The organism is Mesorhizobium sp. WSM3224 (assembly GCF_000427725.1).
Classification (GTDB): Bacteria; Pseudomonadota; Alphaproteobacteria; order Rhizobiales; family Rhizobiaceae; genus Mesorhizobium.
Map to the genome: position 1 here is coordinate 394,534 of NZ_ATYO01000001.1, position 22,621 is coordinate 417,154.

At 64.4% G+C, this 22,621-nt stretch carries 23 protein-coding genes and 1 riboswitch; of the genes, 16 read left to right on the forward strand and 7 right to left on the reverse strand.

Annotated elements, in window-relative coordinates; all coding sequences use genetic code 11:
* Positions 1-26 precede the first annotated feature (26 nt).
* On the reverse strand, positions 27-1,247 hold the full coding sequence (locus YU3_RS0101885) for an MFS transporter (protein ID WP_027164641.1): 1,221 nt from the start codon (positions 1,245-1,247) through the stop codon (positions 27-29).
* 120 nt (positions 1,248-1,367) lie between these two features.
* On the opposite strand from YU3_RS0101885, the gene YU3_RS0101890 reads away from it, so the two are divergent.
* Positions 1,368-1,961, forward strand: a complete 594-nt coding sequence (locus YU3_RS0101890) for a TetR/AcrR family transcriptional regulator (RefSeq protein WP_027164642.1) — start codon at positions 1,368-1,370, stop codon at positions 1,959-1,961.
* Positions 1,962-2,090: 129 nt separating this feature from the next.
* Complete coding sequence (locus YU3_RS0101895; protein WP_027164643.1) at positions 2,091-3,074, forward strand: hypothetical protein; 984 nt, start codon at positions 2,091-2,093, stop codon at positions 3,072-3,074.
* Here the strand turns inward: YU3_RS0101895 and bluB are convergent, their stop codons facing one another.
* Positions 3,075-3,806 carry a 5,6-dimethylbenzimidazole synthase gene (gene bluB, locus YU3_RS0101900; RefSeq protein ID WP_027164644.1) on the reverse strand — a complete coding sequence of 244 codons (732 nt, stop codon included), beginning with the start codon at positions 3,804-3,806 and terminating at the stop codon, positions 3,075-3,077.
* A gap of 42 nt (positions 3,807-3,848) precedes the next feature.
* Positions 3,849-4,026, reverse strand: a riboswitch (cobalamin riboswitch).
* Positions 4,027-4,141: 115 nt separating this feature from the next.
* Between bluB and YU3_RS0101905 the strand changes: the two genes are divergently transcribed.
* The 6 genes from YU3_RS0101905 to YU3_RS0101930 all read left to right on the forward strand — a co-directional run bounded on the left by YU3_RS0101905 (position 4,142) and on the right by YU3_RS0101930 (position 9,036).
* Positions 4,142-5,068 (forward strand): histone deacetylase family protein, encoded by a 927-nt coding sequence (locus YU3_RS0101905; RefSeq protein WP_027164645.1) that lies wholly within the window; start codon positions 4,142-4,144, stop codon positions 5,066-5,068.
* Between the two features lie 3 nt (positions 5,069-5,071).
* Positions 5,072-5,323 carry an exodeoxyribonuclease VII small subunit gene (locus YU3_RS0101910; RefSeq protein ID WP_027164646.1) on the forward strand — a complete coding sequence of 84 codons (252 nt, stop codon included), beginning with the start codon at positions 5,072-5,074 and terminating at the stop codon, positions 5,321-5,323.
* A 44-nt stretch (positions 5,324-5,367) separates the two neighbouring features.
* Complete coding sequence (locus YU3_RS0101915) at positions 5,368-5,634, forward strand: DUF2277 domain-containing protein (RefSeq protein ID WP_027164647.1); 267 nt, start codon at positions 5,368-5,370, stop codon at positions 5,632-5,634.
* Between the two features lie 8 nt (positions 5,635-5,642).
* Entirely contained in the window at positions 5,643-6,563 is a 921-nt protein-coding gene (locus tag YU3_RS0101920; protein WP_027164648.1) for a pirin family protein, read from the forward strand.
* Between the two features lie 128 nt (positions 6,564-6,691).
* Complete coding sequence (gene dxs / locus YU3_RS0101925; RefSeq protein WP_036257661.1) at positions 6,692-8,599, forward strand: 1-deoxy-D-xylulose-5-phosphate synthase; 1,908 nt, start codon at positions 6,692-6,694, stop codon at positions 8,597-8,599.
* A gap of 149 nt (positions 8,600-8,748) precedes the next feature.
* Positions 8,749-9,036 (forward strand): hypothetical protein, encoded by a 288-nt coding sequence (locus YU3_RS0101930; protein ID WP_027164650.1) that lies wholly within the window; start codon positions 8,749-8,751, stop codon positions 9,034-9,036.
* On the opposite strand, the gene YU3_RS0101935 is transcribed toward YU3_RS0101930, so the two are convergent.
* Positions 9,033-9,434 (reverse strand): GFA family protein, encoded by a 402-nt coding sequence (locus YU3_RS0101935; protein ID WP_027164651.1) that lies wholly within the window; start codon positions 9,432-9,434, stop codon positions 9,033-9,035. The two genes, YU3_RS0101930 and YU3_RS0101935, sit on opposite strands and share 4 nt — an antisense overlap.
* A 107-nt stretch (positions 9,435-9,541) precedes the next feature.
* Here YU3_RS0101935 and YU3_RS0101940 point away from each other — a divergent pair, with 107 nt between their 5' ends.
* The 3 genes from YU3_RS0101940 to YU3_RS35840 all read left to right on the forward strand — a co-directional run bounded on the left by YU3_RS0101940 (position 9,542) and on the right by YU3_RS35840 (position 14,362).
* Positions 9,542-10,309: a TlyA family RNA methyltransferase gene (locus tag YU3_RS0101940; protein WP_027164652.1), complete on the forward strand. Its 768-nt coding sequence runs from the start codon at positions 9,542-9,544 to the stop codon at positions 10,307-10,309.
* Positions 10,306-11,547: a class I SAM-dependent RNA methyltransferase gene (locus YU3_RS0101945; RefSeq protein WP_027164653.1), complete on the forward strand. Its 1,242-nt coding sequence runs from the start codon at positions 10,306-10,308 to the stop codon at positions 11,545-11,547. Before YU3_RS0101940 ends, YU3_RS0101945 begins: the two co-directional genes overlap by 4 nt.
* 169 nt (positions 11,548-11,716) lie before the next feature.
* Positions 11,717-14,362 carry a caspase domain-containing protein gene (locus YU3_RS35840; protein WP_036257663.1) on the forward strand — a complete coding sequence of 882 codons (2,646 nt, stop codon included), beginning with the start codon at positions 11,717-11,719 and terminating at the stop codon, positions 14,360-14,362.
* A gap of 73 nt (positions 14,363-14,435) precedes the next feature.
* On the opposite strand, the gene YU3_RS0101955 is transcribed toward YU3_RS35840, so the two are convergent.
* The 4 genes from YU3_RS0101955 to YU3_RS0101970 form a co-directional block, all read right to left on the reverse strand.
* Positions 14,436-15,101 (reverse strand): transglutaminase-like cysteine peptidase, encoded by a 666-nt coding sequence (locus YU3_RS0101955; protein ID WP_027164654.1) that lies wholly within the window; start codon positions 15,099-15,101, stop codon positions 14,436-14,438.
* A gap of 171 nt (positions 15,102-15,272) precedes the next feature.
* Entirely contained in the window at positions 15,273-16,685 is a 1,413-nt protein-coding gene (tldD, locus tag YU3_RS0101960; RefSeq protein WP_027164655.1) for a metalloprotease TldD, read from the reverse strand.
* 109 nt (positions 16,686-16,794) lie between these two features.
* Positions 16,795-17,262 (reverse strand): YbjN domain-containing protein, encoded by a 468-nt coding sequence (locus YU3_RS35845; protein WP_051333814.1) that lies wholly within the window; start codon positions 17,260-17,262, stop codon positions 16,795-16,797.
* A 76-nt stretch (positions 17,263-17,338) separates the two neighbouring features.
* A complete protein-coding gene (locus tag YU3_RS0101970; RefSeq protein WP_027164656.1) occupies positions 17,339-17,878 on the reverse strand; it encodes an invasion associated locus B family protein in 540 nt (179 codons plus the stop codon).
* 328 nt (positions 17,879-18,206) lie between these two features.
* Here YU3_RS0101970 and coxB point away from each other — a divergent pair, with 328 nt between their 5' ends.
* From coxB to YU3_RS0101995, 5 genes are all read left to right on the forward strand, one after another.
* The gene (gene coxB / locus YU3_RS0101975) at positions 18,207-19,091 is read left to right on the forward strand and encodes a cytochrome c oxidase subunit II (protein WP_027164657.1); all 885 of its coding nucleotides are present in this window, start codon (positions 18,207-18,209) and stop codon (positions 19,089-19,091) included.
* 38 nt (positions 19,092-19,129) lie between these two features.
* A complete protein-coding gene (gene ctaD, locus YU3_RS0101980) occupies positions 19,130-20,782 on the forward strand; it encodes a cytochrome c oxidase subunit I (protein WP_027164658.1) in 1,653 nt (550 codons plus the stop codon).
* A 77-nt stretch (positions 20,783-20,859) separates the two neighbouring features.
* A complete protein-coding gene (locus tag YU3_RS0101985) occupies positions 20,860-21,804 on the forward strand; it encodes a heme o synthase (RefSeq protein ID WP_027164659.1) in 945 nt (314 codons plus the stop codon).
* Positions 21,801-21,992 carry a hypothetical protein gene (locus YU3_RS0101990; protein WP_027164660.1) on the forward strand — a complete coding sequence of 64 codons (192 nt, stop codon included), beginning with the start codon at positions 21,801-21,803 and terminating at the stop codon, positions 21,990-21,992. Before YU3_RS0101985 ends, YU3_RS0101990 begins: the two co-directional genes overlap by 4 nt.
* A complete protein-coding gene (locus YU3_RS0101995) occupies positions 21,992-22,621 on the forward strand; it encodes a cytochrome c oxidase assembly protein (RefSeq protein ID WP_027164661.1) in 630 nt (209 codons plus the stop codon). The genes YU3_RS0101990 and YU3_RS0101995 overlap by 1 nt, the downstream gene beginning before the upstream one ends.

Below are 22,621 nucleotides of genomic sequence, written 5' to 3' on the forward strand. Positions count from 1 at the left end.
CTGCGCTGACGGTAGTCGAATGACCGTCACTCCGCGGGAGCCACGGCCTCGCCCCTATCCACATCGCACTCGTCAGTCGCCAGCCGGCATTGGCCGGCGAGCACGGTGGCAAGAGCGATCGCGCCTGCCGCGACGGACACAAAGAACCCGCTCTGCGGACCGAAATTGTCGACCATCCAGCCGGCGGCGAAGGAGCCCAGCGCCATGCCGATGCCGATGCCGGTCGTCACCCAGGTGACGCCTTCGGTCAGCATTGCCGGCGGCACGTGGCGCTCGATCAGGCCGAAGGCGGTGATGAAAGTCGGCGAGATCGCGACGCCGCTGACGAAGACGGCAAGCGCCAGCGTCGGCACTGTGTCGGCGAAGAGCAGCGGCAGCGCGCTGATCGCAAGGACGGTGACCGCGAGCGCCAGTTGCCGCTGCAGCGGCGCCTTCAGGCTGAGCGCGCCGACGATGATGCCGAGCACGAAGGATCCAAGCGCATAGACGCCGATGACAAGGCTCGCCGCTTGCGGCTGGCCGAGCTCCTTGGTGATCGCAACGGTTGTGACTTCCGTGGTGGCGAAGGTCGCGCCGACGAAGATCAGCGCGAAGGTGATGATCTGGACCGGACGCAGGCGGATCGCAGAACCGGCCGCGCCGTGCCCCGCTGGGCGGACAGGCGGCTCGGACGAGCGCTGCAGCAGGAATGCCGCCGAGCCGAGCGCAAGCAGCAATGTGCTGACCACCATGCCGGCTTCGGGAAACAGCGCGGCGCTCAAGCCCACTGACAGCGAGGCGCCGGCGATATAGACCAGTTCGTCCGCAGCCGATTCGAAGGCGAAGGCGGTGTTGAGCTCGGGCCGGTCGCGAAAGATTCCGGTCCAGCGCGCCCTGACCAGCGCCGGGATGCTGGGCATGGCGGCGGCAAGCAGCGCCGATCCGAACAGGGTCCAGACTGGCCAGTGCTGATTGGCGGCCACGGTCAATGTCGCGAAGGAAAGCACCGAGACGAGCGTCATCGGCGCGGCCACCGCTGTCTGGCCGCGCCGGTCCACCAGCCGCGACACTTGCGGCGACAGGAATGCGTTGACCAGCGCATAGGTCGCGGAAACCGCGCCGGCCAGCCAGTATTCGCCATGCGTCTGCGACAGCATCGCCACGATGCCGATCGGCGCCATGGCGATCGGCAACCGCGCGATGAAGGCGGCGGCGGCAAAGCCTTTCGTGCCGGGAGCCCGAAAGATGTCCGAATAGGGGTTTCGCATGATCCTGCTCCTCGACAAGGGAAGGCGCCGCGATTACATACGCAGCGTATGAGTGTCAGATAATTCATACGTTGCGTATGTCAATTGGCATACGAGGCGTATGTTAATAGGTCCAGGGCCATGCACAGACCGCGCAGGGAGATGATCGCTGAGACACGCGCCAAGCTGATCGCGGCCGCCCGCCACGCCTTCGGCACGATCGGCTATGCCGAGGCCTCGATGGACGATTTCACCGCCTCGGCCGGTTTGACGCGCGGCGCGCTCTACCATCACTTCGGCGACAAGAAGGGGCTGTTGCAGGCGGTGATCGCCGAAATCGACGGCGAGATGGCCGTGCGCGTTAACGAGGTGGCTTCGAAAGCACCGACCCGCTGGCAGCACTTCGTCGACGAATGCACCACCTATATCGAGATGGCGCTGGAGCCGGAGATCCAGCGCATCATGTTCCGCGACGGACCGGCCGTGCTCGGCGATCCGGCGCAGTGGCCGAACGCCAATGCCTGCACCGCGTCAATGACGGATCATCTGACTAGGCTGCAGGAGGAAGGCGTCGTCGTTCCCGATCTCGATCCCGAGACCGCCTCACGACTGATCAACGGCGCCAGCAGCCAGGCCGCGCAACGCATCGCCAATTCGAAGGATCCGGAAGCGACGTCGAAGAAGGCGATCGCGGCCTTTAAGCAGCTGCTCGAAGGTTTGCGTAAGAAGCTTTGAGGGCACGCTTGGGTAACCAAGCCACCGCGTTGTGCACCGGTTTCGGGCCAGTGCAACCCTGCAGCGATTGACAATCAATGGGGCGAGCGCATCCTCCTCCGCCACCTCTAAGGGTGGGAGAGTCGGGGCATGTGGGACTTCAGCATCGCCAGGTCGGTGTCCATCATGATGCGGACATGGCCTTTCATCGTCTTTCGCATGATCGTCTATTTCGGCATCACGGCCGCCTACATCATGGCGACCGGAACCGGCGCCAGCGTCGGCTACGGCGTCGGCCACATCTCGACCGATCCTGACGGCCCGACATCCTTTGCGCTCTGGGGCGGCGTGGTCGGCTTCGGCGTCGTTTCGATCGCCGTCTACTGGATCCGCGAATACATCCTCTATGTGCTCAAGGCCGGCCATATCGCCGTCATGGTGCATCTGATCGACGGCCGTGACATTCCCGATGGCCAGGGCCAGATCGCCTATGCCAAGGAAGTGGTGACCCAGCGTTTCGCCGAGGCCAACATCCTTTTCGTCGTCGACCAACTGGTCAAGGGCGCCATCCGCGCCATCACCGGCCTGATCGGCGGCATCGCGGCATTCCTGCCCATTCCAGGCTTGAGCGGGCTGGTCAGCTTCATCAACACGGTGATCCGCCTGTCGCTGACCTATGTCGACGAGATCATCCTCGGCTACAACATCCGCATCAATTCGAACTCGCCTTTCGAGACGGCGCGGCAAGGCGTCGTGCTTTACGCGCAGAACGGCAAGCACATGGTCAAGAACGCCGTCTGGCTGGCGGTGATCATGTGGGGCGTGTCCTTCGTCATCTTCCTTTTGATGCTGGCGCCGGCGGCCGCGATCCTTTGGGTCATGCCGGGCGAGCTTGCCGGCTGGGCCTTCGTGCTAGCCATCATCTTCGCCTGGGCCTTTAAGGCAGCCTTCATCGAGCCTTTTGCGATCGCCTCCCTGATGCAGGTCTATTTCGAGGCCATCGAGGGCCAGGTCCCCAATCCCGAATGGGACCACCGGCTGGCCGAGGCATCCTCGAAATTCAGGGAACTGCGCGACAAGGCGCTGGGCTCCTTCGGCGGTGGTTCGCGCTGGGATACCCCGAGAGCCGCCTGATCACAGCTTTGATAGGCCGCCAAGCCTAGCTATCGCTGATTTGAGCGGCGCTTCGCCGGCGCCGCGGAAAGTCTCGCTCATCACCAACTCGGGCAGCGGCAGGCGCTTGCCCCAACCATGCGCCTCGAGGTCCGGCCTCGGCGCGAAGGCCGAGACGCGGCCGACGCAGAGATAGGCGATCGGCGTGACATGTTCGGGAATCGAGAGAAGCTGCTTCAGCGCCTCCGTCTCGATGATGCTGACCCAGCCGACGCCGACGCCTTCGGCCCGCGCCGCGAGCCAGAAATTCTGCACCGCGCAGACGGTGCTGTAGAGGTCCATCTCAGGGTTATGCCAGCGTCCCAGCGGCGAGTCCTTTGATCGCTGCCGGTCGCAGGTGATGCACAGATTGAGCGCGCTTTCGCAGATGCCTTCGAGCTTGAGCTTGCGGTAGAGCGCCTGGCGCTCCGCCTCGATCGCCGGCAATTCCTGCTCGCGCGCGGCGAGGAACAGGTCGCGCACCTGCCGCCGCCTTGCCGCGTCGCGGATGACGATGAAATTCCACGGCTGCATATAGCCGACCGACGGCGCGTGATGGGCGGCAGTGAGCAAGCGCGCCAGCACGCTGTCATCGAGATCGTCCGGGACAAAATGGCTGCGCACGTCGCGCCTGGTGAACATCGCCCGGTAGACGGCGTCGCGCGCCAATTGGTCAAAGTCATCGCCGCTCGCGGCGATCGCTGCTGCCGTCATCGCTTTTCCCCTTGCGACAAGCAGTCACCCGCCTGACCAAACGGATGACCATGTCTGCCAGGCCGGTCTTCTGGCTCGGGATCGTCCCGCATCCGGCGCCTTCCCGTCATCGACAGTGGCTTTGCCGGCGCGGTCCCCCTCACAGCGTTGGGCACGCCACGGATTTCAACCGTGTTCCCGATTCTCCCGCATCGCGGGCACCAGGCAGCGAAGCGACCTTACCCCGAAGCTTGGCACCCGCCAATGGCGCGGGCGACACAGGCTGACGCAATTTTCCCCAGCCATTCGGTTTCTAAACATGGTCATCCACGCCGCGGGTGCCTAGATTAGGCGCCATGGCCACCCGTCTCTACACCCACCCGATCTTCCTGGAACACATCACGCCGCCCGGCCATCCCGAGCGGCCCGACCGCCTGCGCGCCATCGAGCGCGTGCTGGACGACGAGGCTTTTTCGGCGCTCGACCGTGTCAAGGCGCCGGAAGGTGACGAGGCGACGATCCTTTACGCGCATCCCGAGGACTTCGTCGAACGCGTGCGCGCGGCGATCCCTCAGAGCGGCATCGCCTCGATCGATGCCGACACCAGCGCCAGCCCGAAGAGCTGGCAGGCCGCGGTGACGGCGATCGGCGGCGCCAATGCGGCGGTAGACGACGTTTTCGAGGGCCGCGCCGCCAATGCCTTCGTCGCCGCCCGCCCGCCCGGCCACCATGCCGAAAAGACCACCGCGATGGGTTTCTGCCTGTTCAACACCGCGGCCATCGCCGCCCGCTATGCGCAGAAGAAGCACCAGGCCGAGCGCGTCGCCATCGTCGACTGGGACGTCCACCACGGCAACGGCACGCAGGACATTTTCTGGGACGATCCGTCGGTGCTCTACTGCTCGACGCACCAGATGCCGCTTTACCCGGGCACCGGCGCGAAGAGCGAAACCGGCGCCGGCAATATCGTCAACGCGCCGCTTGCACCGCAGACCGGCAGCGACCTGTTCCGCGACGCCTTCCTGTCGCGCGTGCTGCCGTCCATCGATGCATTCGCGCCGGACCTGATCATCATTTCCGCCGGCTTCGACGCGCATCACCGCGATCCGCTCGCCGAGATCAACCTGACCGAGGATGATTTCGACTGGGCGACCGGCCAATTGATGGAGCGCGCCGGCCGCCACAGCCGCAACAGGCTCGTCAGCCTGCTGGAAGGCGGCTACGATCTGCAAGGACTGGCATTTTCTGTCGCCGCCCATGTCGGGCGGCTGATGAAGGGATAAAGCATGGCTGTCGAAGGCAATGAGGACGTCAAGGCGATGAGCTTCGAACAGGCGCTCGACGCGCTGGAGAAGATCGTCGACGATCTGGAGCGCGGCGACGTCCCGCTCGACCAGTCAATCAAGATCTATGAGCGTGGCGAAGCGCTCAAGGCCCATTGCGACCGGCTGCTCAAGGCGGCCGAGGACAAGGTCGAGAAGATCAGGCTGTCGCGCGACGGCAAGCCGGTGGGAACGGAGCCGCTCGACGCGGAATAGTCGACAAAGGGTGGGGCAGAGAAAGCAGGTAAGGAGTTCAAGCCATGTGCCGCAACATCAAGACCTTGGCCAATTTCGAACCGCCGGCGACCAATGACGAAGTGCATGACGCCGCGCTTCAGTTCGTCCGCAAGCTGAGCGGCTCGACCAAACCGTCCAAACGCAACGAGCATGCCTTCCACCATGCCGTCGAGGCGATTGCCGCCGCGGCGCGCGAGTTGCTGGATTCGCTTGAAACGACACAGGAACCACGCAATCGTGAGGAAGTGGCGGCCAAGGCGAAAGCCAGGTCGGCGCTGCGCTTCGCCTAAGGGGCAACATGAGCTTCTTTCCAGGAAACGATCCTGAACCCGGTGATGCCTTCGCCTGCGATCAGATCGAGTTGATGGTCATCCCCAACGCCAAGGATATTGGCGGTTTCGAGGTACGCCGCGCCCTGCCGACGGCGAAGCGCCGTCTGGTCGGGCCGTTCATCTTCTTCGACCGCATGGGCCCCGCCATCCTGCGCGCCGGTCATGCGCTCGACGTGCGCCCGCACCCGCATATCGGGCTGTCCACTGTCACCTATCTGTTCGACGGCAGGATCAGGCATCGCGACTCGCTCGGCACCGAGATGGTGATCGCGCCGGGCGACGTGAACTTGATGACCGCCGGACGCGGCATCGTTCACTCCGAGCGCACGCCGGAGGAGTTGCGCGGCGCGCCGATGTCGGTCTCCGGCCTGCAGACCTGGCTCGCGCTGCCGGACGGCAAGGAAGAAGTCGCCCCGGTGTTCGCCAACACGTCGGTGGCCCGCTTGCCCGAGATCGATGCCGACGGCGTCAGCGGCCGCGTCGTCATCGGCGAGTTTTCGGGGCTGCGCTCGCCGGTCGCGACCGCTTCGGACACGCTTTATGCCGACCTGCGCCTGGCAGCGGGTGCCAGCCTGAAAATCCCGGCCGATGCCGAGGAGCGCGCCATCTACACGCTGGAAGGCGACGTCTCGATCGCCGGCGATGTTTTCCCGGCCGAGCGGCTTCTGGTGTTCAAGCCGGGCGAGGAAATCGTCGTTTCCTCCGAGCGCGGCGCGCATTTCATGCTGTTCGGCGGCGCCTCGCTGGGCTCCAAGCGCTACATCTGGTGGAATTTCGTCTCGTCCTCGAAAGAACGTATCGAGCAGGCCAAGCAGGAATGGAAGACAGGCCGCTTCGATATCGTTCCTGGCGATGAGGAAGAGTTCATCCCGCTGCCCGAGAACTAGGGATCGTTCAACCCGCGCGTCACTGACGCGCATTTACATTCGCATGCCGGCGGCCTATTCCCGCGCATGATTATGGCGCAATTCGCTGGTAGCGCCGTGTTCGATCGATTGAGGCAGGACGCGCCCGAGTGAAGCCAGACACGCCGCTGCTCGACAAGGTCCGCATTCCGGCGGATTTGCGGACGCTTGATGAGGGCGCGCTGCCGCAGCTTGCCGCGGAGCTGCGCGCCGAACTGATCGACGCCGTGTCGCAGACCGGCGGCCACCTCGGCGCCGGCCTCGGCGTGGTCGAATTGACCGTTGCGTTGCACTACGTCTTCAACACGCCGCAGGATCGGTTGATCTGGGATGTCGGCCACCAGGCCTATCCGCACAAGATCCTGACCGGCCGCCGCGACCGCATCCGCACGCTGCGCCAGGAAGGCGGTCTCTCCGGTTTCACGCGGCGGGCCGAGAGCGAATACGACCCGTTCGGCGCCGCGCACTCCTCGACGTCGATTTCGGCCGGCCTCGGCATGGCCATGGCGCGCGACCTATCGGGCGGCCGCAACAATGTCATTTCCGTCATCGGCGATGGCTCGATGTCGGCCGGCATGGCCTTCGAGGCGCTGAACAATGCCGGCGCGCTCGATGCCCGGCTGATCGTCATCCTCAACGACAACGACATGTCGATCGCGCCGCCGACCGGCGCGATGAGCGCATATCTGGCGCGGCTCGCCTCCGGCAAGGCCTATCTGGGCCTGCGCGATTTCGGCAAGAAGCTGACATCCTATCTCGGCAAGCGCGCCGACCGCGCCATCACCCGCGCGGTCGAGCATGCGCGCGGCTATGTCACCGGCGGCACCTTGTTCGAGGAGCTCGGCTTCTATCACATCGGCCCGATCGACGGGCATAATCTCGAACACCTGATCCCGGTGCTGAAAAACGTGCGCGACAACGGCAAAGGCCCGGTGCTGATCCATGTCGTGACCCAGAAGGGCAAGGGCTACGCGCCGGCGGAGGCCGCGGCCGACAAGTATCACGGCGTCAACAAATTCGACGTCATCACCGGCGCGCAGGCCAAGGCGCCGGCCAACGCGCCCGCCTACACCAAGGTCTTCGCCGAGAGCCTGATCCAGGAAGCGCGCGAGGACGACCGCATCGTCGCCATCACCGCCGCCATGCCAAGCGGCACCGGCCTCGACCTCTTCGGCGAGGCGTTTCCGAAGCGCACCTTCGACGTCGGCATTGCCGAGCAGCATGCGGTGACTTTCGCCGCGGGGCTGGCCACCGAAGGCTACAAGCCCTTCGCCGCCATCTACTCCACCTTCCTGCAGCGCGCTTACGACCAGGTCGTCCATGACGTGGCGATCCAGAAGCTGCCGGTGCGCTTCCCGATCGACCGCGCCGGTTTCGTCGGCGCCGATGGCGCCACCCATTGCGGCGCTTTCGATACCACCTTCCTGGCGACGCTGCCCGGTTTCGTCGTCATGGCGGCGGCGGATGAGGCGGAGCTGCGCCATATGGTGCACACCGCCGCGTCCTATGATGATGGCCCGATCGCCTTCCGCTATCCGCGCGGCAATGGCGTCGGCGTCGACATGCCGGAGCGCGGCGCGCTGCTTGAAATCGGCAAGGGCCGCATCCTGAAGGAGGGCGCCAAGGTGGCGCTGCTTTCCTTCGGCACGCGGCTGCAGGATTGCCTTTTGGCCGCCGAGGAGCTCAGCGCGGCGGGCCTGTCCACCACCGTCGCCGACGCCCGTTTTGCCAAGCCGCTGGACGAAGATCTCATCCGGCGGCTCGCCCGCTCGCATGAAGTGCTGGTGACGGTGGAGGAGGGCGCCATTGGCGGCTTCGCCAGCCAGGTGCTGCATTTCCTTGCCCATGAAGGCCTGCTGGAAAGCGGCCTCAAGGTGCGCCCGCTGGTGCTGCCGGATGCATTTGCCGACCATGCCAAGCCCGAAAAGATGTATGCCGATGCCGGCCTGGACTCGGCGGGCATCGTGCGCACGGTCTTCGCCGCGCTCGGCCGCGGCGTGCAGGCTCAGCGCGCCTGAATCGAAATCTCAACGCGATGAATCCGTTTGCCGGCTTCATTCTGTAAGTATTTGTTAACGCTACCGTTTGGTGGTTCGCTTACCCTGTCTCTTGGCCGATTTTCAACGGCGCCCTGCTAGAACTTCAAGCCAGGCTGGGAGATAGCAGAATGAAAACGCTTCTGTGCGGCGTCGCCCTTTTGGCTGCCATGGCTGCGCCGGCGGCAGCTGAAACGCGCTACGACCGCAATCTCGAAAAGGCGGTGCTGGATATCGTCGCCGGCAAGATGGGCAACATTCGCGGCGGCTTCTCCTATAAGCAGGCGCCCCAGCTCGTCGTGCTGCCGCAAGCGACACAAGCTGCGCCGGCCCCGGCCGAGGCGCCGCGCAAGGAAGCCTCCGGCAATGATGGCTTGATGCCGGCCGTCGAGCGCCCGGCTCCGCGGACTGTTTTTTAAAACCACATATCGCGCACGCAGCGGCCGTCGCGCGGCAGGTCGTCAAATGTGTCGAGGCCGTCGAAATGGTCGATCGGCAGGTCGGCGACGTCCTCCGGCGGCGCCAGCCTGACATTGACGGCGATGCGCGTGCGGCCGCTCTTGCCGGAACGCAGGCCGCGCCAGGCGACCACGCAGGCGCAGGTCGGACAGAACAGGATTTCCAACACGGGCTGGGCCACCTCGGCGCGTGTGTAGGACTTCACCGGTCCGGCGACACGAATGCGTTCGTCGACATAGTCATAGGCCCAGAGCGCGCCGTAGCGGCGGCAAAGCGTGCAATTGCAGGCGGTTATCCCACCGGCATCGCCCTCTAGCGTCCAATGGACCGCGCCGCAATGACAGGTACCCTTCAGCATTGCCACCTCCACCGACTGATGAACGGCCCGCTCCTGTCGGCATTCTGCAGCCTATCGCCCCTTATTCAAGCATTGCGTTCGCGCTCGGCTTTCGCCAATGAAGGCCGATGAATTCCGCTCAGTCAGCCAGCCAGCGCCAGCGGCTCGACGAATTGCTCGTCGGGCGCGGCCTGTTCGCCAGCCGCTCGCGTGCCCGCGACGCGATCGAGCGCGGCACGGTCACGGTTGACGGCATCGTTGCCCGCAAGCCCGGCCAGCCCGTCGTGCCGGATTGCCTGATCGCGATCGACGATCCGGCGCAAGCCTATGTGTCGCGCGCCGCGCTGAAGCTGATCGCCGGCCTCGACCGTTTCGGCTTGGATCCTTCCGGCAGCGTGGCGCTCGATATCGGCGCCTCGACCGGCGGCTTCACTCAGGTGCTGCTGAACCGCGGCGCAACGCATGTCACGGCAATCGATGTCGGCCACGGCCAGATCCACCCCGACATTGCCGGCGACCGGCGCGTGACGGTGATCGAAGGGCTGAACGCCCGCGATTTGACGGCAGCCGATCTCGGCGGCGGCATTCCCGGCTTCCTGGTTTGCGACGTCAGCTTCATCTCGCTGAAACTGGCGCTGCCGCCGGCGCTGGAATTGGCGGGCGAGGGCGCCAAGGCAATTCTTCTGGTCAAGCCGCAATTCGAGGCCGGCCGCGAAGCGATCGGCAAGGGCGGCCTGCTCAAGGAGCCAGGCGATGCCGGGCGCATCGCCGAAAGCCTGCATGACTGGCTTGCCGGCGTCCCCGGCTGGCGCGTGCTGGGTCTCCACCCGTCGCCGATCGAAGGCAGCGACGGCAACCGCGAGTTCCTGCTCGCCGCCATGAAGGACGCGCGATGAGCACACGCTTCACGATCGCGAGGCTGGGCTCGCAGGGCGACGGCATCGCCAATGCAGAGGGCGGGGAGGTCTTCATTCCGTTCACGCTGCCGGGTGAAACCGTCACCGCCGCGCGCCAGAAGGACCGCGCCACGCTGATGTCGGTGCTGGAAGCCTCGCCGCTCAGGATCGATCCGGCCTGCCGGCATTTCACCGAATGCGGCGGCTGCGCGCTCCAGCACTACGAGGCCGAGGCCTACCGGCAATGGAAACGCGAAAAGGTCGTGCAGGCGTTGAAGGGCAAGGGCATCGCTTGCGAGATCGCTGCGCTGGTGCCTTGCGCGCCGCACAGCCGTCGCCGCGTCACGTTCAGCGCAAGGCGCGCGGAGGCCGGCATGCAGCTCGGCTTCGTGCGCGCGCTTTCCTCCGAGATCATCCCGATCGAGGAATGCCCGATCTCGCTGCCGGCGATCGTCTCGGCGCTCGATAGATTGCGCGCGTTGGCCGACCTGATCTGCGCGACGCCGAAAGCATTCCATATGACGGTGACCGTCACCGCGTCCGGCCTCGACATTGCCGTCCACGATGCCGGCAAGCTCGGCGACAACCAGCGCCGCATAGCCTCCAACTTCGTCATGGCCGAAGGCCTGGCGAGGCTTTCCGTCGACGGCGAGATCATTGTCGAGCCGAAGAAGCCGGTGGTGCAGTTCGGATCGGTCGCGGTCGCCATGCCGCCGGGCGCTTTCCTGCAGGCGACGGAAGCCGCCGAGCAGACGATGGCGAGCCTCGTCGGCCAGCATCTGTCGCGCGCGAAGAAGGTCGCGGACCTGTTTGCCGGTTGCGGCAGCTTCGCGCTGCGGCTTGGCGCGAAATCCGAGGTTCATGCCGTCGAAGGCGATGCCGCAGCGCTTGCCGCGCTCGATCGCGCCTTCCGCTTCGCCAGCGGCCTGAAGCGGGTAACCAGCGAACGCCGCGACCTGTTCCGCCGGCCGCTGACCTTCAAGGAGCTGAACGCCTTCGACGGCGTGGTCTTCGATCCGCCGCGCGCCGGTGCCGAGGATCAGTCGAAGCAGATCGCCCGCTCCGACGTGCCGCTGGTCGCCGCCGTCTCCTGCAATCCGGTGACGCTCGCACGGGATCTAAGGATACTGATCGATGGCGGCTACACGCTGAAGGCTGTCACGCCGATCGACCAGTTCCTGTGGTCGCCGCATGTCGAGGCCGTGGCCCTGCTGGAGAAGCCGAGGCGACGCCGGTAGTCCAATGCCGCTGGCTCGCGGAAAATTTGTGAAGCCTCGGTTCTTTCGACGAAATTGCGCCCCAAAGCCGCCGTGTTGCGTCTCTTTATTTTTGCCCGCTTCGGGAAACATTTCGACCCTCCGGCGTTGTTAGGCCGAAGGGACGACGGATAGCGGATTGCGGATTGCAATGCGGACGCTTCAGAAAATCCTTGGTCTCGTCGTCGTTCTCATCTTTTTCGTGGTCAGCGCCGCAACCGCGGCGCTTGCGCAAGGCGAGAAGCGGCTGGCTTTCGTCATCGGCAACGGCGCCTACGAGACCGGAGAGCTCGCGACGGCCGCCAATGACGCCGGCTTGATCGGACAGACATTGCAGGCCGCCGGTTTTGACGTGGTCGGCGCGCGCGACGTGGATCAGGATTCGTTGCGCGGCGCGTTCCGGGATTTCATGTCCAAAGTGTCGGCGGCCGGTCCGGATGCCGTCGTGTTCGTCTATCTCGCCGGCCAAGGTGTGCAGTTCGAGGGCGAGAACTACTTCCTTCCAGTCGATGCTCAGATCGCCAATCCAAACGATGTCCCGCTTCAGGCGATGCGGATTTCCGATATCACCAGGCCGCTGTCCGGGTTACCGACCAAGGTCAATATCGTCGTGCTCGATGCGGCGCGGCCAAATTCCTTCCCGAAGTGGAAGGAGCCGCTGGCCGGTGGCCTTGCATTGGTCGATCCCGATCCGAACATGCTGATCGCCTTCAACGCCGCTCCGGGAACCGTCGCGCCGGCGGGCAAAGGCCCCTACGGAGCCTACGCCAAGGCGCTTGCCGAGATGATGCGCGAAGGCGGCCTGTCGCTGCAGGACGTGTTCGACCGCACGCGCCTGCGTGTCAGCGACGTCACCCAAGGCGGGGAACTGCCATGGAGCGCTTCGAAGATCGACGCGCCCTTCGTCTTCTTCGAACGCAGCGCGGATGCTCCTCCGCCCAAGGTTTCGGCCGCGGAGACCCGGGCGGCGCGAACCAGGCCGATCCGCGATTTCGACGCGCATGACGCCTATGTTGCCGCCCTCGATCGCGACACGATGCGCGGCTACGAGGATTTCCTCGACGCCTATCCGCACGATCCGATGGCCAAGCGCGTGCGCGCCATCATCGCCGCGCGACGCGAAGCGATCACCTGGCGCGAGACCTGGGAGCAGGACACGCCGGAAGCCTACTGGTCCTATCTGGAGCGCTACCCGCACGGCCCGCATGCCTGGGACGCGCGCCGCCGGCTGGAGCATTTCGACGCCGAGCTGGAGCCGCCGGAGAGCTTTACCGTCATCGTCTACGACGTGGCGCCGCCGCCGCCCGAGGAAATTATCTATGTCGACCGTCCAGTAATCTTTTTCGACGATTTCGATTTCGCGCCGCCACCGCCGATCACGGTGATCTTCCTGCCGCCGCCGCCGCCGGATTTCATCGTGCTTGAGCCACCACCGCCGCCGGTCGATGTCTTCGTCCTGCCGACGCCGGTATTCGTGCCGATACCCGTGTTCATCAACCCGCCACGCCGCATCGTGCCGCCGCGGAACGACATCATTTTCAACAACATCCACAACACGACCGTCATCAACAACATCAACACGACGATCAAGAACGAAACCATCAATCAGGCGGCGCAGTCAGGCGCCGGTGTTCAGGGTGGCCGCGCCACGGGCCGGCAGACGACCGGAGGCGCCGTTGGTGCCCGCGCGGATGCGCTGGCGGCCAGGGTTGCGCTGCCGCCGCCGCTGCAGAAGAAGGCGGCCATGTCCCGTCAGATCACCAATCAGCAGCTGGGCGGCCAGAATCAGGGCGGCCAGAGACAGGTCGGTTTGCCGCCGAAGCCCGGCCAGCGCGTCATCCAGGGCCAGCAGCCCGGCACTGCTATTCCGCAGTCGGAGACCCGGTCCGCGACCGGCAAGCTGTCGCGCGACCATGCCTTGCCTGGAGCGAACGGCAAGAGGCTGCCGCTCGTCAACGGCAAGCCGGCGCTCGACGACCAGAACTTGCCAGGCAACAAGTCGAGTAAACTGCTGAGCAAGCGGAGCGCGGCGGGCGGAAATACCGGCGCCGCCGTTACCGGCCAGGGCAACGAGCAGACCGGAGCCGGTAATGCCCAGGGCAAGAATCGCAAGCTCCGCAAGCTGCCGACCGTCAATGGCATGCCGACCGAGAACCCGCCGAGCGCGCGCGAGAGGTTCCGGAAGAACAATCCGAACGCCTTCTCCGATGAGAGCAACGGCAAGCCGAGGAAGCTGACGCGCAAGGACCTGTCCGCCGGCCGGTCCGTTGTCGAGCCAGGCGATCAGGGCTCGGCCGGCGCAAACAAAAAGAGCAGGAAATTCCGCAGGCTGCCGACCGTCAACGGCATGCCGGCCGAGAACCGGCCGAACGCTAGGGAGCGGTTCCAGAACAACAATCCGGACGTGTTCTCCGATCGGAACAATGGCAGGCCGAGGAAGCTGATGCGCAGGGACTTCTCCCCCGGCCAGGCCATCGTCGAACCGGGCGATCAGAGTTCGGCCAACCGGGGCGACAGGAGTCGCAAGTTCCGCAGGTTGCAGAACGAAGAAGGGTCCGCCGGCCCGGAAGTCGACGTCCAGCGCAACTTCAGGGTCAACAGGCCGAACGAGAATGCGCAGCGCCAGTTCGGGCAGGAAAGGCCGAGCGAGCAGGCGCTGCGGCCGCAAAGACTGGAGCGGAGGCCGGAAGAAGCGCAGCCGAGACCGCAGATGCAGGAGCGGCGTCTGCCGCAGCCGCAGGAGTTCAAGAAGAAGCCGTCTTGCGGGCAAGAGGGCGAGCCGTCCTGCAACCAGTAGACTGGCCGCTACGGCAGCAGTTCCAGGAAAGGCGCACAGTTCGGCCGCTCAGTCTGAGAGCCCTGGCGACACCTCAGGTTTTCGGCGTGCCGCCTCGCTGATTGAGCGAAACCCAGATGTTCGGGTTCTGTTGCGACTGCCGTTTCAGGAAATAATAGCCGGTTGCGTTCCAGGGGCGGATCTCGTCGACCAGATTGTCCAGGATGAGATCGCCCTTGTCGGTCTTCACCGTCAGGATGGTGTGGCCCTCATTGTTCAGGTCGCGAACAACCGTCATCAGCAGCGCCTGCCGGGGAAAGCCTGCTTCCAGGAGAAGCTTGCGCTTGTAGAGCGCGTAGATCTTGCAGTCGCCCTTGCCGTCCACCGGATAGTCCCAGTGGTCCATCGTCGTGCCCCAGTGATCGTAATTGCTGACGGGCTTGATGGAGCGGTTTGCCTTTTGGTTGATCCGTTTGAGGACGCTCAGCTTCTGCGCGGTCAGCCTGACGGTCGTGGCAGGCAGGGCAGGCACCTTGCACTCTTTCGGCCGGCGATGGCAGAAATCGACCCAGCCGTAGGGAACGCTGGTGCGTCCTCCGACCGCGGCGGAGCGAACCCCATTCGCGGCAGGCTGCGTCGCCGGCCGTTTGAACCATGACGACTGAGCTGCCACAGGGTTAACCTGCAGCGAAGTCGCACCAATCAATGAAACGAACCCAAGGAGGAAACAAGGGGCCAGGACGCCAGGGGAACGCTGCAATGCCAACACCACCTCAACGAGAAGACTGGAGGCAGGTTAATGCGCGAAAGCCAGCCTGGGCAATTGAACAATTAATAATATCCTAACACGATTGTGTTCGGGGTAAGGCAGAGGCTGCTACGCCCAGGCTTTGTCGGATTTTGACACGATGGCCAGAACGCCCCGGGCGCCTCAAACCCGCGTGCCGCCCACCGTCATCTGGTTCATCCGCAGATGCGGCTGGCCGACGCCGACCGGCACGCCCTGTCCGGCCTTGCCGCACATGCCGATGCCGGTGTCGAGCTTCATGTCGTTGCCGATCATGGAGACGCGATGCATGGCGTCCGGCCCGTTGCCGATCAGCATCGCGCCCTTGATCGGCTGCGTCACCTTGCCGTTCTCGATCATGTAGGCTTCGGTGCAGCCGAACACGAATTTGCCGGAGGTGATGTCGACCTGGCCGCCGCCGAAGGAAACCGCGTAGATGCCGTTCTTGACCGAGGCGATGATCTCGTCCGGCTCCATGTCGCCCGAGGTCATGTAGGTGTTGGTCATGCGCGGCATCGGCTGGTGCGCATAGCCCTCGCGCCGGCCATTGCCGGTCGCTTTCATGCCCATCAGCCGGGCGTTCTGCCGGTCCTGCATATAGCCGACCAGTTTGCCGTCCTCGATCAGCACGTTGCGCGCCGAGGGCGTGCCCTCGTCGTCGACGGTGAGCGAGCCGCGCCGCTCGGGGATGGTGCCGTCATCGACCACCGTGACGCCCTTCGCCGCAACTTGGCTGCCCATCAGGCCGGCGAAGGCCGATGTCTTCTTGCGGTTGAAATCGCCTTCCAGCCCATGGCCCACGGCTTCGTGCAGCATCACGCCCGGCCAGCCGCTGGACAGCACGATGTCGAAGGTGCCGGCGGGCGCGGGAACCGCCTCGAGGTTGACCAGCGCCTGCCGCAGCGCCTCGCTTGCGGCATGCTTCCAGCTTTCCTCGCTGACGAACTCGCCGAAGCTCTTGCGACCGCCCATGCCATAGGAGCCGCTCTCCTGTCTGTCGCCGCTGCCGACCACGACCGAGACGTTGATGCGGACCAGCGGGCGGATGTCGCGCACGATCTGGCCGTCGCCGCGCACGATCTCGACATGCTGCCACGAGGCGGCGAGCGATGCGGTCACCTGGCGCACGCGCGGATCCTTCGCGCGCAGCCAGCCGTCGATTTCCTGCAGGAGCTTGGCTTTGGCTTCGAAGGAAGGCGAGGGGATCGGGTTTTCGTCGCCATAGAGGTGGCGGTTGGTGCGGGCGGGCGCTCCCGCGAGTTGACCGGAATAGCCACCTTTGACCGCCGAGACGGCATCGGCCGCGCGCAGCAGCGAGGCTTCGGACAGATCGCTGGAATGCGCATAGCCGCTGGCCTCGCCGGCCACGGCGCGCAAGCCAAACCCCTGGTCGGTGTTGAAATTGGCTGTCTTCAGCCGGCCATTGTCGAACATCAGCGCTTCGCTCTCGCTGTATTCGAGGAACAGTTCGCCGTCGTCGGCGCCCTTGATGGTGTCGGTGACGATCTCTTTGACGCGATCGTCGGAAACGTCGAATTGGCCGATCAGGCTGTTCATGGCAGATCCATTCGTGGAAACAAAATCGTTGTGCAACGGATGTAGGCGCGAAGCCGCCGCCAGACAATCGCCAACGGGATGAAGCCGGCGATTGCAAGGCTGCCCGCTATCATTTCTCGTTGACGAAGTCCTTGATATTGCCGGCCATCGAGTCCCAGTTGGAGAATTGCTCCTCCAGATTGGCCCTGGTGATGCCGCCGGCGAAGCTGACATCCATCCTAAAATTCGAGCCGTCGCCGGAATAGGCCTTCACCCAGCGGTATTTCCTGTTCCAGGCGTTGGCCTGTTCGGCGGTCAGCGGGTCGGTGTAGCCCGTCGAGAATTGCAGCGACTTGCAGTTTTCGTGGTCTTCGCAGCCATAGAAATAGACCACGTATTTGACGCCCTCGATGCGCCCGGAAATCATCGGATCGCCGTTGTCGTCCTTGCCCATCCTGGCCGAGCCGAAGCCCTTGGCGATATCGAGGATCGCGGCGGGGTCGGGCTTCTGGAGGATTTCGCGATCCTCGGCCCGGGCGGCCGAAACCGCGCCGGCCAGCGCCAGGCCAGTGATGACGACGGGTAACGACGCGCGCATCGAGCCTCCTGGCCGCCAACTCGCACCGCCACCGGACCTCAGCGTCAGGAATGGCCGCGGCGCATGGGCGGCAAGATCAAGGTAGGGCGGCGAAGCCTTCCGCAAAGCCCTTGAGATCGACGGGAATGCCGATGCCTTCTTCCGGCGTCTGGAAGACGATGAAAGTGGCCGACGTGCCGCTCTTTAGCGTGTCGAGCAACGGCTTTTCGAGGATCACCTCGGCATAGCAGCCGTCCTGGAAGCAGCGCACGAAATAGGCGCGGCCGATATCCTTGCCGTCGACATTGAGACCGAGACCGTTGGGCAGGAGCACGCCGAGCGGCGCCAGCACGCGCAGGATCTCGGCCTTGTTGTCGGCGGTGCGCAGCACCACCACCGAAAGGCCCATTTCAGGACGATCCTCGGCGACGACGTTCTGCATCATCACGCATTGTTCGGAGGTGGCGCCCGCCGGCGTATCGCAGATGATCGACCATGCGCCATGCGTCGACTTCACCGTGCCGCTCGGCGGCGAGGCATTGTTCGGCGAGGCGGCGGCGCCAACGGCTATGCCGACGCCGAGCAAGGCGACGGCAAGAACGACCTTCGCCAAGGTTCTCGAAAGCCAGGAAGTCATGACGGCTCCATTGCGAATCACGGCACTTTAAGCCGCGCCGGGGCCAAGTAAAGGACGAGACCGTCGCCGGTCCGCCCCGATACCTGCAATTGCATGCTTTTCCAAAGCAAATTCGCCCGAATTGCGACCGTCCCGCATATAGCATGGCGAGCGCCGAACACGGGCTTCGGCTTGCGCGCAAAAATGCCGCACGGTTTCCTCCGCTCCTTCCTTGCGGAGGGAAATAGAGTATGGTTTGAACCAGCCTAGGGACAGACCGGGATTCCCAATCCCGGCATCGTCTATTATTGGTGCGATCAGATCGCGGGAAGCGGGAGACGAGAGGGCGATGAGGAAATTCCTGGCAAGCGCTGAATTCTTGGCAGGTACGGCAGCTTCGGCCGTGCTCTTCTCCAGTGCGGCGGCCCGTGCCGACCAGCCGCGGGACTGGGAGATGACCTTTCAGGCCCCGGCCACCGACATGATGCGGCAGATCGAGCGGTTCGGGAACTACACCATGTGGTTCATCGTCCCGATCACCGCCCTTGTGCTGGTGCTGCTTTTGGTTTGCATCGTCAAGTTCCGCGCAAGCGCCAATCCGGTGCCGTCCAGGACCAGCCACAACACGCTGATCGAAGTGGTCTGGACGGTCGGGCCGGTGATCGTGCTTTTGCTGATCGCCATTCCCTCCTTCCAATTGCTCACCGCGCAGTACACGCCGCCGGAAGAAGCCAAGCTCACCGTCAAGGCGACCGGCAACCAGTGGAACTGGGACTACGAATACCAGATCGACAAGACCTTCTCCTTCAACTCGGCGGTTCTCCAGGACGCCGACCGCGCCAAGGCCGGCAAGGAAGACCGCGGCCTCTATCCGCGCCTGCTCGCGGTCGACAACGAGCTGGTCGTGCCGGTCAACACCATGACCCGCGTGCTGATCACCGCCACCGACGTCATTCACTCCTTCGCCGTGCCGTCCTTCGGCATCAAGATGGACGCCGTTCCCGGCCGCACCAACGAGACCTGGTTCAAGGCGGAGAAGGAAGGCCTCTATTACGGCCAGTGCTCGCAGCTCTGCGGCAAGGACCACGCCTTCATGCCGATCGCGGTCCGCGTCGTGTCCGATGCGCAGTTCAAGACCTGGCTAGATACGGCCAAGACCGACGTGCCCGCCGCCAACAAGGCGCTGATGGCCGAGATCGATGGTACCAACAAGGTAGCGGCCGCCGGCAACTGATGCCGCGGGTTAGCAAGATTTAGGGAACGGAGCGGAACATGGCAGAGGCTGCAGCTCACGACGACCACGATCACAAGCCCTATCATGGCTGGGTCCGGTGGGTGTACTCCACCAACCACAAGGATATCGGCACGCTCTACCTGATCTTCGCGATCTGCGCCGGCATCATCGGCGGCGCGCTCTCGGTCGTCATCCGCATGGAGCTGCAGGAGCCAGGCATCCAGATCTTCACCGGTCTGGCGCAGATGGTCTACGGCATGAACGGCGATGCCGCCATCGACGGCGGCAAGAGCATGTATAATGCCTTCGGCACTGCGCACGCGCTGATCATGATCTTCTTCATGGTCATGCCGGCGCTGATCGGCGGCTTCGCCAACTGGATGGTGCCGATCATGATCGGCGCGCCGGACATGGCCTTCCCGCGCATGAACAACATCTCGTTCTGGCTGCTGCCGCCGGCTTTCATCCTGCTGCTCACCTCGATGTTCATGCCGAGCGCACCCGGCGCCTTTGGCGTCGGCGGCGGCTGGACGCTCTATCCGCCGCTTTCGACATCGGGCCAGCCGGGTCCCGCGATGGATCTGGCGATCCTGTCGATCCACATCGCCGGCGCCTCGTCGATCCTCGGCGCCATCAACTTCATCACCACCATCTTCAACATGCGCGCGCCCGGCATGACGCTGCACAAGATGCCGCTGTTTGCCTGGTCGGTGCTGATCACCGCCTTCCTGCTGCTGTTGTCGCTGCCGGTGCTGGCCGGCGCCATCACCATGCTGCTCACCGACCGCAATTTCGGCACCTCCTTCTTCGTGCCGGACAATGGCGGCGACCCGATCCTCTTCCAACACCTGTTCTGGTTCTTCGGCCATCCCGAGGTGTACATCCTGATCCTGCCGGGTTTCGGCATCGTCAGCCACATCGTCTCGACCTTCTCGAAGAAGCCGGTCTTCGGTTATCTCGGCATGGCTTACGCCATGGTCGCGATCGGCGCTGTCGGCTTCATCGTCTGGGCGCACCATATGTACACGACCGGCCTGTCGCTCGACACACAGCGCTACTTCGTGTTCGCCACCATGGTCATCGCGGTGCCGACCGGCGTGAAGATCTTCTCCTGGATCGCCACCATGTGGGGCGGCTCGATCTCCTTCAAGCCGCCGATGCTGTGGGCGCTGGGCTTCATCTTCCTGTTCACCATCGGTGGCGTCACCGGTGTCCAGCTCGCCAATGCAGGCCTCGACCGCTCGCTGCACGACACCTATTTCGTCATCGCGCACTTCCACTATGTGCTGTCGCTGGGCGCCGTGTTCGCGATCTTCGCCGGCTGGTACTACTGGTTCCCGAAGATGACCGGTTACATGTATTCGCCGGTGATCGCCAACACCCACTTCTGGGTCACCTTTGTCGGCGTCAACCTGATCTTCTTCCCGCAGCACTTCCTCGGCCTTGCCGGCATGCCGCGCCGCACGATTGACTATCCCGACGCGTTCGCCGGATGGAACTATGTCTCATCTGTCGGTTCCTACATCTCGGCGGTCGGCGTCATGATCTTCCTCTACGGCGTGTTCGAGGCCTTCCAGAAGAAGCGCGTCGCCGGCGCCAATCCGTGGGGCGAGGGTGCCACCACGCTCGAATGGCAGCTGCCTTCGCCGCCGCCGTTCCACCAATGGGAACAACTGCCGAAGATCAGGTAGGCAGCGTCCCGACGTATACGAGGCCGCCGGCTTGTCCGGCGGTCTTGGCCAACGGAATGATTGGACTTTAAGTACGCATGGCCCTTGCCGACCACAAATTGATGGAGGAAGCGGGTTTTCGCATGTCGGAAGCGACCGCCGGCGATTTCTTCGCCCTGTTGAAGCCGCGCGTCATGTCGCTGGTCGTCTTCACGGCCTTTGTCGGCCTGGTCGCGGCGCCCGTCGCCATCAATCCGCTGCTGGCGATGATCGCCATCCTGGCGATTGCCATCGGCGCCGGTGCCTCTGGCGCGCTCAACATGTGGTACGACGCCGACATCGATGCGGTGATGACCAGGACAGCCAGCCGCCCGGTGCCGGCCGGCCGTGTCACGCCGGGCGAGGCGTTGAGCTTCGGCCTGGTCCTGTCGGTGCTGTCGGTGATGACGCTCGGCGTGCTGGTCAACTGGCTGTCGGCCTCGCTGCTTGCCTTCACCATCTTCTTCTACGCCGTCATCTATACGATGTGGCTGAAGCGCTGGACGCCGCAGAATATTGTCATCGGCGGCGCTGCCGGCGCCATTCCGCCGGTGATCGGCTGGGCCGCCGCGACCGGCTCGGTCAGCTTGGAAAGCGTGATCCTGTTCCTGATCATCTTCTTGTGGACGCCGCCGCATTTCTGGGCGCTGGCGCTGTTCAAGTCCGATGATTACGCCCGCGCGGGCATCCCGATGATGCCGAATGTCGCCGGCCAGGCCTCGACCCGCAGGCAGATCTTTGCCTATGCGCTGATCCTTGCGCCGGTCGGCGTGCTGCCCTGGGCGCTCGGCTATACCACGGCCGGCTATGGCGTCGTCTCGGCGGTGCTCGGCGCGGGCTTCGTCTGGTATGCCTGGAAGGTGCTGGGCATGAGTGACGACGACCGCGCGATGAAGCCGGCCAAGGCCCTGTTCGGCTACTCGCTGCTCTATCTCTTCGCTATCTTTGCCGCCTATCTCGTCGACTGCGTGGTCGGGCGCGCCCTCGTGATGGGGGGAGTATGATCGTGGCCGACAAGAAGCTCGAACTGGTCACGCTGACCGAACGCCAGCAGAAGGCGCGCCGCAACCGCTCCATCGCCATCGGCATCGCGCTCGCGGCATTGGTCATCATCTTCTATGCCGCCACCATCGTGCGCTTCGGTCACCATGGCGCCAGCCTGGCCGGCTCGGGCCTGTTGGGGGGCGGCTGATGGCCGGCGACTTGAGCAAGCCCCGCAAGGTGAACAACAGCATCGTCGCCGTCGTCTGCCTTGCCTTCTTCACCGGCATGGTCGGCATGGCCTATGCGGCGGTGCCGCTCTACAAGATGTTCTGCCAGGTCACCGGCTATGGCGGCACCACGCAGCGCGCCGAGAAGCAATATGCCGGCCGCGTGCTCGACCGCGACATCACCATCCGATTCGATGCCAACACCAACGGCATTCCGTGGCAGTTCGAGCCCGTCGCTCGCTCGGTGACGATCAAGATCGGCGCGACGGCGCAGGCGCATTACAGCGCCACCAACAAGTTCGACCGCCCCATTACCGGCCGCGCCTCGTTCAATGTGCAGCCGGAAATGGCCGGCGCCTATTTCAATAAGGTGGAGTGTTTCTGCTTCACCGACACGACGCTGAAGCCCGGCGAGACGCTGGATATGCCGGTCGTGTTCTATGTCGATCCAGACATCGTCAACGTGCCGGAACTCAAGGACCTGAAGACCATCACCCTGTCCTACACGATGTTCCCGGTCGAAAAGAAACAGCCGGTCGCCTCGTCCACGCCGGCCGCCGGCAGCAGCACCAACAAAGTTTCCAATACCGAAGCAAGCCTCGGGGGTTGA